Origin of the sequence: Mesorhizobium sp. M0293 (genome assembly GCF_040321735.1) — a bacterium.
In the GTDB taxonomy this organism is placed as follows: Bacteria; Pseudomonadota; Alphaproteobacteria; order Rhizobiales; family Rhizobiaceae; genus Mesorhizobium.
This window is the reverse complement of sequence record NZ_JAMYSA010000021.1, coordinates 66,864-74,214: the sequence shown is the minus strand read 5'-3', so window position 1 is coordinate 74,214 and position 7,351 is coordinate 66,864. Positions and strand designations below refer to the sequence as shown.

Sequence of the window (7,351 nt, the reverse complement as noted above, 5' to 3'; positions counted from 1 at the left end):
CATGCCCGCCTCGCGCCCCCCCACCACCCAACCCCTCCCCCTGGCCGCGGGGCCCCAAACACGACGCAACCATGACCAGGCCCACCCCACCCGCGGCGGCGGCCCAGGCGACGCCGACCGGTACCGCCATGAAGCGGCCCCAGGCCTGCGCCAGCCAGGACGATCCTGCCGGCGCTCGCGCCGGTCCGGCCTCGGCATCGAGCGCCCTGGCGAAGCGGCTCAGCGCGTCGGCCGGCGGACGGATCGCTTCGTTGGCAGCCGCCGTGCCGGAGAATTCGGCTTCGGCCTCACCAAGGGCGGCAAGTGCCGCCGGATCGCTGGCCAGCCATTCCTCGACGGCTTCCAGGTCCGAACCTTCCAGCGAGCCGTTCAGATAGAACGGCAGCAGCATTTCCATTTCGTCGCGGCGCGACATTTTTTCAGCGGCGCTCATGGCCACCCCCTGTCGTAACCGGCGGCCTTGAGGGCCTCACCGAGTTTCTTGCGGGCGTAAAACATCCGGGTCTTGACGGTCGCGACCGGAATGTCGAGCACCTCGCCGATCTCGTTCACCGACTGTCCATGATAATAGGCAAGATCGATCACCACGCGGTGCTCTTCCGGCAAGGCGTCGACGAAGCGGCGCAGGGCGGCAGCCTTGTCCTCCTTCATGGTGACGACTTCCGGCGTGTCGGCACTGTCAGGCACCGCGGCGGCGGCCTCGTCGTCGATCCAGGCTTCCTTCTTCTTGCGCAGCAAGGACAGCGCCTTGAAACGGGCGATGCCGAGCAGCCATGTCGAGACTTCGGAGCGCCCTTCGAAGCCTGGCGCCTGGCGCCATAGCTCGAGGAACACTTCGTTGGCGATATCGTCAGCCATCATCTCCGATCCCGTCTGGCGCGCCACGAAGCGGTAGACCCGCGCGTGGTGACGCATGAACAGGAGCCGCACGGCGGCACGGTCGCCCTTCGCGACCCGGTCGACAAGCGCGCGATCGGTCTCCGTCGCTGCCGTCATGGCCGGTCGAGCCGCCTGGCTCCTGTCTGCTCTGTCGCTGATCGGCCCAAAAAGGTTCATCCTCCGCCAAGGAATTTTTGGGAGGCTAACCGAAGTCATTAGGTGTTGCCAGAGGCAGGATCTTCCCTTCTCCCCTTGTGGGGTGAGCAGCCGGTTCGCGAAGCGAATTCATCGTGCCAATGGCACGATGAAAGGCCGGCGAACGCCGGGACGCGGCGAAGCAGCGGGGACCCGGCGGGGCGGATCGTCCACCGCCCGAGCCCTTCGCAGGCTCAGGGGGCGTTCGAAGCTCGAAAAGCCAAGAAAATTGGCTTTTCGTCTGCTGCGCGAACCGCTTCTCACCCCAAAAACGGCTTCGCCTTCATCGTCTCCGGCACGGGAACACCCAGCCGGCTCAGCACTGTCGGCGCAAGCTGCAGCTGGTCGAGCAGCGTATCGGCCTGCGGCCCCTCGCCGGGGCCGAAATAATACAGCGCGAAATCCTGCATCTCATCGTCATGGCCGCCATGATGACCACGGTCGGTCTGGCCATGGTCGGCGGTGACCATCACCTCATAGCCGGCTTCGATCCAGCGTGGCAGGAAGGCAGCCAGCATGCCGTCCATCGCATAGACGGCATGGTCCATCTCGTGGCAATCATGGCCGAAGCGGTGGCCCATCGAATCCAGCGTGCAGGTGTGCAGGATGCCGTAGTCGATGCCGTGGCGTTTGGTCAGCATGGTCAGCGTCGCGAACAGGTCGACATCGCTTGGCGTCATCTGGTTGCGGGCATTGTAACCGGTCATGGTGTGGAAGCGGCCATGCGTGATCGGCCCGCTCGGCTCGTCGAATTCCATGTCCTCGACCAGGTCGAACGGATAGGCCCGGAAGAACTCGGACCAATACGAATGGGTCACAGCACCCGTCTTGCCGCCGGCCTTGCTGACTTCGGAGAAGATGTCGGGCTGCGCCACGCGGAACCGGTTCTCGTTGGAGAGGATGCCGTGCACCTGGGGCGAAACGCCGGTATGGATCGAGGCATAGCAGCAAGCCGAGGTCGACGGCAGCACGGAGCGCATCTTCCAGACCCGCGCCTCGCCCGATTGCACCCAGCCTTCGAGATTGCCCATCAGCCGGCGCCAGTTCCTGTAGGGCACGCCGTCGAGGATGATCAGCAACAGTTTTGTCGCGAGCGCCATGGGCGACTCCGGAAGGCTTTGTTGTTGAAGGATGGTTTCGCGGCTTATGCCACGAATTCCCTAGTTCCCCGCGCTGGCCATGCGCCGTCCCTTGATCGCCTTTTCCAGCCAGCCGATCTCCATTTCCGGAACCGAAGAGAGGAGAAGATCGGTATAGGCGTCGAAGGGTGGACTCAGCACCTTGCTCTTCGGACCGTAGCGCACCACCTCGCCGCGATACATCACCGCGATCGAGTCGGCGATCGACTTCACCGTCGCCAGGTCATGCGTGATGAAGAGGTAGGCGACGTTCTCCTCCTTCTGCAGCTCAAGCAGCAGCTCGAGGATGCCGTGTGCCACCAGCGGATCGAGTGCTGAAGTCACCTCGTCGCAGATGATCAGCTTGGGTTTGGCGGCAAGTGAGCGAGCGATGCAGACGCGCTGTTTCTGGCCGCCGGAAAGCTCGGCCGGGTAGCGGTCGGAAAAGCCCTTGCCCATCTCGATCTTGTCGAGCAGTTCGGCGACGCGTTTGTCGCGCTCGCGGCCGCGTATGCCGAAATAGAACTCCAGCGGCCGGCCGATGATGGTGCCGACGGTCTGACGCGGGTTCATCGCCACGTCGGCCATCTGGTAGATCATCTGCAACTGCCGCAGATCCTCCTTCGGCCGGTCGGCCAGCCGGTTTGCCAGCGGACGCCCATCGAAGGTGACAGTGCCTTCTTCTGGCGGCAGCAAACCGGTGATGGCGCGCGCCAGTGTCGACTTCCCGGAGCCGGACTCGCCGACGACCGCCAGCGTCTGGCCCGGATAGATGTCGACCGAGACGTTCTTCAGCACCTTGATGTGGCTGCGGCCATAGGCGGCGGTGACGTTCTTCACCGACAGGAATGGCGACGTGCCGGGCTTCTGTTCGGCATGCTCGATCTCATGCACCGACACCAGCGCGTTGGTGTACTCCTGGCGTGGCTCCTTGATGATCTGCCTTGTGCCGCCCCATTCGACCAGCCTTCCATGACGCAGCACCATGATTTCGTCGGAAACCTGGGCGACGACAGCGAGGTCATGCGTGATGTAGAGCGCCGCCACATGGGTATCGCGGATGGCGTCCTTGATAGCCGCCAGCACGTCGATCTGGGTCGTCACATCGAGCGCCGTGGTCGGCTCGTCGAAGACGATCAGGTCCGGCTCGGAGCACAGCGCCATCGCCGTCATCACGCGCTGCAGCTGGCCGCCCGAGACTTGGTGCGGAAAGCGTTCGCCGATGGTTTCGGGGTTCGGCAGGCTGAGCTTCTTGAACAGTGCGACGGCACGCTTTTCAGCCTCGGCGCGCGTCGCAGTGCCGTGCAGCAGCGTGGCTTCGACCACCTGGTCCATCAGTCGGTGCGCCGGGTTGAAGGCCGCTGCGGCCGACTGCGCGACATAGCAGACCTCGCGGCCGCGCAGCTTGCGGAAGCCGTCCTTGCCGCCTTTGAGGATGTCGCGGCCGTTCAGGATGACCTCACCGCCGGTGATGCGCACACCACCGCGTCCATAGCCCATCGACGACAGGCCGATGGTCGACTTGCCGGCGCCGGATTCGCCGATCAGCCCAAGCACCTTGCCCTTCTCGAGTGTCAGCGAGACATCGTGCACCAGCACGATGTTCTTGGGCGGTTCGCCCGGCGGGAAGACAGTCGCCTCGATGCGCAGATTGCGGATGTCGAGCAGCAGGCCTGACTTTGGTTGCCCGGGCTTCGCTTTGCTGTCGGCCATCACCCGCGTCCTCCCTTGAGGCTTGTCGTCCGGTTGAGCACCCAGTCTGCGACCAGGTTGACGGAAATCGCCAGCAGGGCGATCGCCGCCGCCGGGATGAGTGCGGCCGCGATGCCGAAGACGATGCCGTCCTTGTTTTCCTTGACCATGCCGCCCCAGTCGGCGTCCGGCGGCTGTACGCCAAGGCCGAGGAATGACAGCGTCGACAGGAACAGCACGGCGTAGATGAAGCGCAGGCCGAGTTCCGAAACCAACGGCGACAATGCGTTGGGCAGAATCTCGCGGAAGATGATCCAGGCGCTGCCCTCACCGCGCAGTTTCGCCGCCTCGACATAGTCCATGACGTTGATGTCGACGGCGACCGCGCGCGACAGGCGGTAGACGCGGGTCGAGTCGAGAATGCCCATCACCAGGATCAGCGTCACCAGGTTGGTCGGCAGCACGGAGAGCACGACCAAGCCCATGATCAGCGTCGGAATCGACATCAGCAGATCGACGAGGCGCGACAGCAGCGTATCGAACCAGCCGCCGAAGACCGCCGCCGAGAAGCCGAGGATGGCGCCGAGCGAGAACGACAGCGCGGTGGCGAGCACCGCGATGAACAGGGTGATGCGGGCGCCGTAGATCATGCGCGACAGGAGATCGCGGCCGAGATTGTCGGTCCCAAGCAAATGGCTAGCCGACATCGGTTCCCATACGTCGCCGACGATTTCGCCATTGCCGTGCGGTGCGATCCACGGTGCGACGACCGCCGCCAGCACGAACAGTGCCGTCAGGATTATGCCGATCAGGGCAGGGATGGGGATGCGTTTAATATCGAGCATATCCGCCCCTTATTTTGGATGTCTGAGACGCGGATTGGCGACGATCGCCGCTATGTCCGCAATGATGTTCAGGCTGATGTAGACAGCGGCGAAGATCAGTCCGACCGCCTGCACCACCGGCACGTCGCGTTTGGTGACGTGGTCGACCAGATATTGTCCCATACCCGGATAGACGAAGATCACTTCGACCACGACGACGCCGACGATCAGGTAGGCTAGGTTGAGCATGACGACGTTGATGATCGGCGCGATGGCATTGGGGAAGGCATGCTTGCGGATGACGTTGAAGGCCGACAGGCCTTTCAGTTCCGCCGTCTCGACATAGGCCGACTGCATGACGTTGAGGATCGCCGCACGCGTCATGCGCATCATGTGGGCGAGCACGACCAGCGTCAGCGCCGTCGCCGGCAAGGCGATCGCCTGCATGCGTTCGCCGAACGGCATGCCGTCATAGACGGTCGAGATGCCGGGGAATATCTGCCATTTCACGGCGAAGAAATAGACGAGCACATAGCCGATGAAGAACTCGGGAAAGGAGGTCGAGGCGAGCGCCAGTCCGGAGATCAGCTTGTCGACCCAGCCATTGCGGTAGCGCACCGCGATCAGGCCGAGGATGATCGCCAGCGGCACGGCGACGATCGCCGCCCAGAAGGCGAGGAACAGCGTGTTCCACAGCCGGCCCTTGATCGACGTTGCGATATCCTGCCCGCTCGACATGGCCGTGCCAAGATCGCCGGTCAGCACGCCGCCCAGCCAATGGAAATATCTGATATAGGCTGGCTGGTTGAGCCCGAGCTGTTCGCGCAGATTGGCGAGCGATTCCGGTGTCGCCGATTGCCCGAGAATGGCTTGCGCGACATCGCCGGGCAGGATCTGGGTGCCGGCGAAGATCAGGACCGAAACGGCCAACAAGAGGAGAATGCCCAGCGCAACGCGCTGGGCCACCAGTTTCAAGATGGGTGAGGACATCTCCGCAAGGCCAGGCTCAGGCTTCGAGCCAGCACTTCGCCAGCGCGTAGCCGTTCATCAGCTCCTGATGCGGATCGTCGATCCAGCCGCCGACCTTGGCGCCGGTCGCGTCGATGAACTGGTTGAACATCGGCAGGATCAGGCCGCCCTCGTCGCGTACCATGACAGCCATGTCGTGGTACATCTGCTTGCGCTTGGTCTCGTCGAGTTCGGCGCGCGCCGCCAGCACCATCTTGTCGAAGTCCGGACGCTTGAAACGCGTGTCGTTCCAGTCGGCGGTCGACAGATAAGCGGTGGAATACATCTGGTCCTGGGTCGAGCGGCCGCCCCAGTAGGAAGCGCAGAAGGGCTGCTTGTTCCAGACCTCGTTCCAGTAGCCGTCGCCGGGCTCACGCTTGAGCTCGATCTTGATGCCGGCCTTGGCCGCGCTCTGCTGGAAGAGCTGGGAAGCGTCGACGGCGCCGGGGAAGGCAACGTCCGAGGTGCGCAGCAGAACGGCGCCGTCATGGCCCGACTTCTTGTAGTGGAACTTCGCCTTGTCGGGATCGTACTTGCGCTGCTCGATCTCGGTAAACAGCGGATAGGACGCGTTGATCGGGAAGTCGTTGCCGAGGGAGCCGTAGCCGCGCAGGATCTTGTCCAGCATCTCCTCGCGGTCGATGGCCAGCTTGAGCGCCATGCGCAGATCGTTGTTGTCGAACGGCGCCGTGTTGCAATGCATGATGAACACGTAGTGGCCGGGACCGGCGTGATTGCGGATGGTGACGCCCGGCAGGCGCTTGATCAGGTCGACGATCTTCGGCTCGACGCGGTTGATCATGTTGACCTGGCCACCCTGCAGGGCCGCGGTACGCGCCGTCGCGTCGTTGATGACAATGACCTCGATCTGGTCGGCATGGCCCATCTTGTCGCCTTGCCAGTAATTGGCGAAGCGCTCGGCGCCATGGCGCACGCCAGGCTCGTTGGTCTTGACCACGTAAGGGCCGGCTGAGATGCCGGCGTCTGGCTTGTCCTTGCCGCCGTTCGGCTGGACGATCAGGTGATAGTCGCTAAGCAGATAGGGAAGGTCGGCGTTCGCCTCCTTCAGCGTCAGCACCACTTCCTTGCCGCTGGCCTTGATGGTTTCGATGCCCTTCATGTAGCCGAGCGCGCCGGACTTCGACTTTTCGTCCGAATGGCGCTCCAGCGTGGCGGCAACGTCTTCGGCGGTCACGGTCTTGCCGTTGTGGAATTCGACGCCGTCACGGATCTTCAGCGTCCACACCTTGGCGTCGTCCGACGAGCCGATCTCCTCGGCGATGCGGTTCTCGAGCTTGCCCTCCGGCGAAAGCTCGACGATCATTTCGCCCCAGCACTTGCCGAAGGCGAACGGCACCTGCGTCATCATCAGTGCCGGATCGAGGCTGTTGGTGGATTCACCGCCGACCAGGCCGGCCTTAAGCGTGCCGCCCTTGACAGGGCCGGCCGCGCGAGCCGCACTTGAAAGCAGCGAGTTGGCGAAGGGGGCGGTGACGCCGAGCGCTGCCGCCCGACCGAGAAAATCACGACGGCTCAGTTTGCCCGACGCGACACGCCGGCTAAGAAATTCCAGTTCGTTCGACATTTTGAGTTCCTCACTCTGTTGGTTCGACTCTGCGGTCGTTTTTCTTGTTT

General features: G+C 63.5%; 6 protein-coding genes and 1 pseudogene. All 7 read right to left on the bottom strand.

Going from position 1 to position 7,351, the window contains the following annotated elements; translation table 11 throughout:
• A pseudogene (locus tag NKJ06_RS11000) lies at positions 1-433 on the bottom strand (anti-sigma factor); the annotation flags it as partial.
• Positions 430-996, bottom strand: a complete 567-nt coding sequence (locus NKJ06_RS10995; RefSeq protein WP_352628277.1) for a sigma-70 family RNA polymerase sigma factor — start codon at positions 994-996, stop codon at positions 430-432. The gene NKJ06_RS10995 and the pseudogene NKJ06_RS11000, both read right to left, overlap by 4 nt.
• A gap of 338 nt (positions 997-1,334) precedes the next feature.
• Complete coding sequence (locus NKJ06_RS10990; RefSeq protein ID WP_352628275.1) at positions 1,335-2,174, bottom strand: alkaline phosphatase family protein; 840 nt, start codon at positions 2,172-2,174, stop codon at positions 1,335-1,337.
• A gap of 60 nt (positions 2,175-2,234) precedes the next feature.
• Positions 2,235-3,905: an ABC transporter ATP-binding protein gene (locus NKJ06_RS10985; protein WP_352628273.1), complete on the bottom strand. Its 1,671-nt coding sequence runs from the start codon at positions 3,903-3,905 to the stop codon at positions 2,235-2,237.
• Positions 3,905-4,729: an ABC transporter permease gene (locus tag NKJ06_RS10980; RefSeq protein WP_352628271.1), complete on the bottom strand. Its 825-nt coding sequence runs from the start codon at positions 4,727-4,729 to the stop codon at positions 3,905-3,907. The genes NKJ06_RS10985 and NKJ06_RS10980 overlap by 1 nt, the downstream gene beginning before the upstream one ends.
• 9 nt (positions 4,730-4,738) lie before the next feature.
• Complete coding sequence (locus NKJ06_RS10975; protein ID WP_352628270.1) at positions 4,739-5,698, bottom strand: ABC transporter permease; 960 nt, start codon at positions 5,696-5,698, stop codon at positions 4,739-4,741.
• A gap of 16 nt (positions 5,699-5,714) precedes the next feature.
• Positions 5,715-7,301: an ABC transporter substrate-binding protein gene (locus tag NKJ06_RS10970; RefSeq protein ID WP_352628268.1), complete on the bottom strand. Its 1,587-nt coding sequence runs from the start codon at positions 7,299-7,301 to the stop codon at positions 5,715-5,717.
• Between the last annotated feature and the right edge of the window lie 50 nt (positions 7,302-7,351).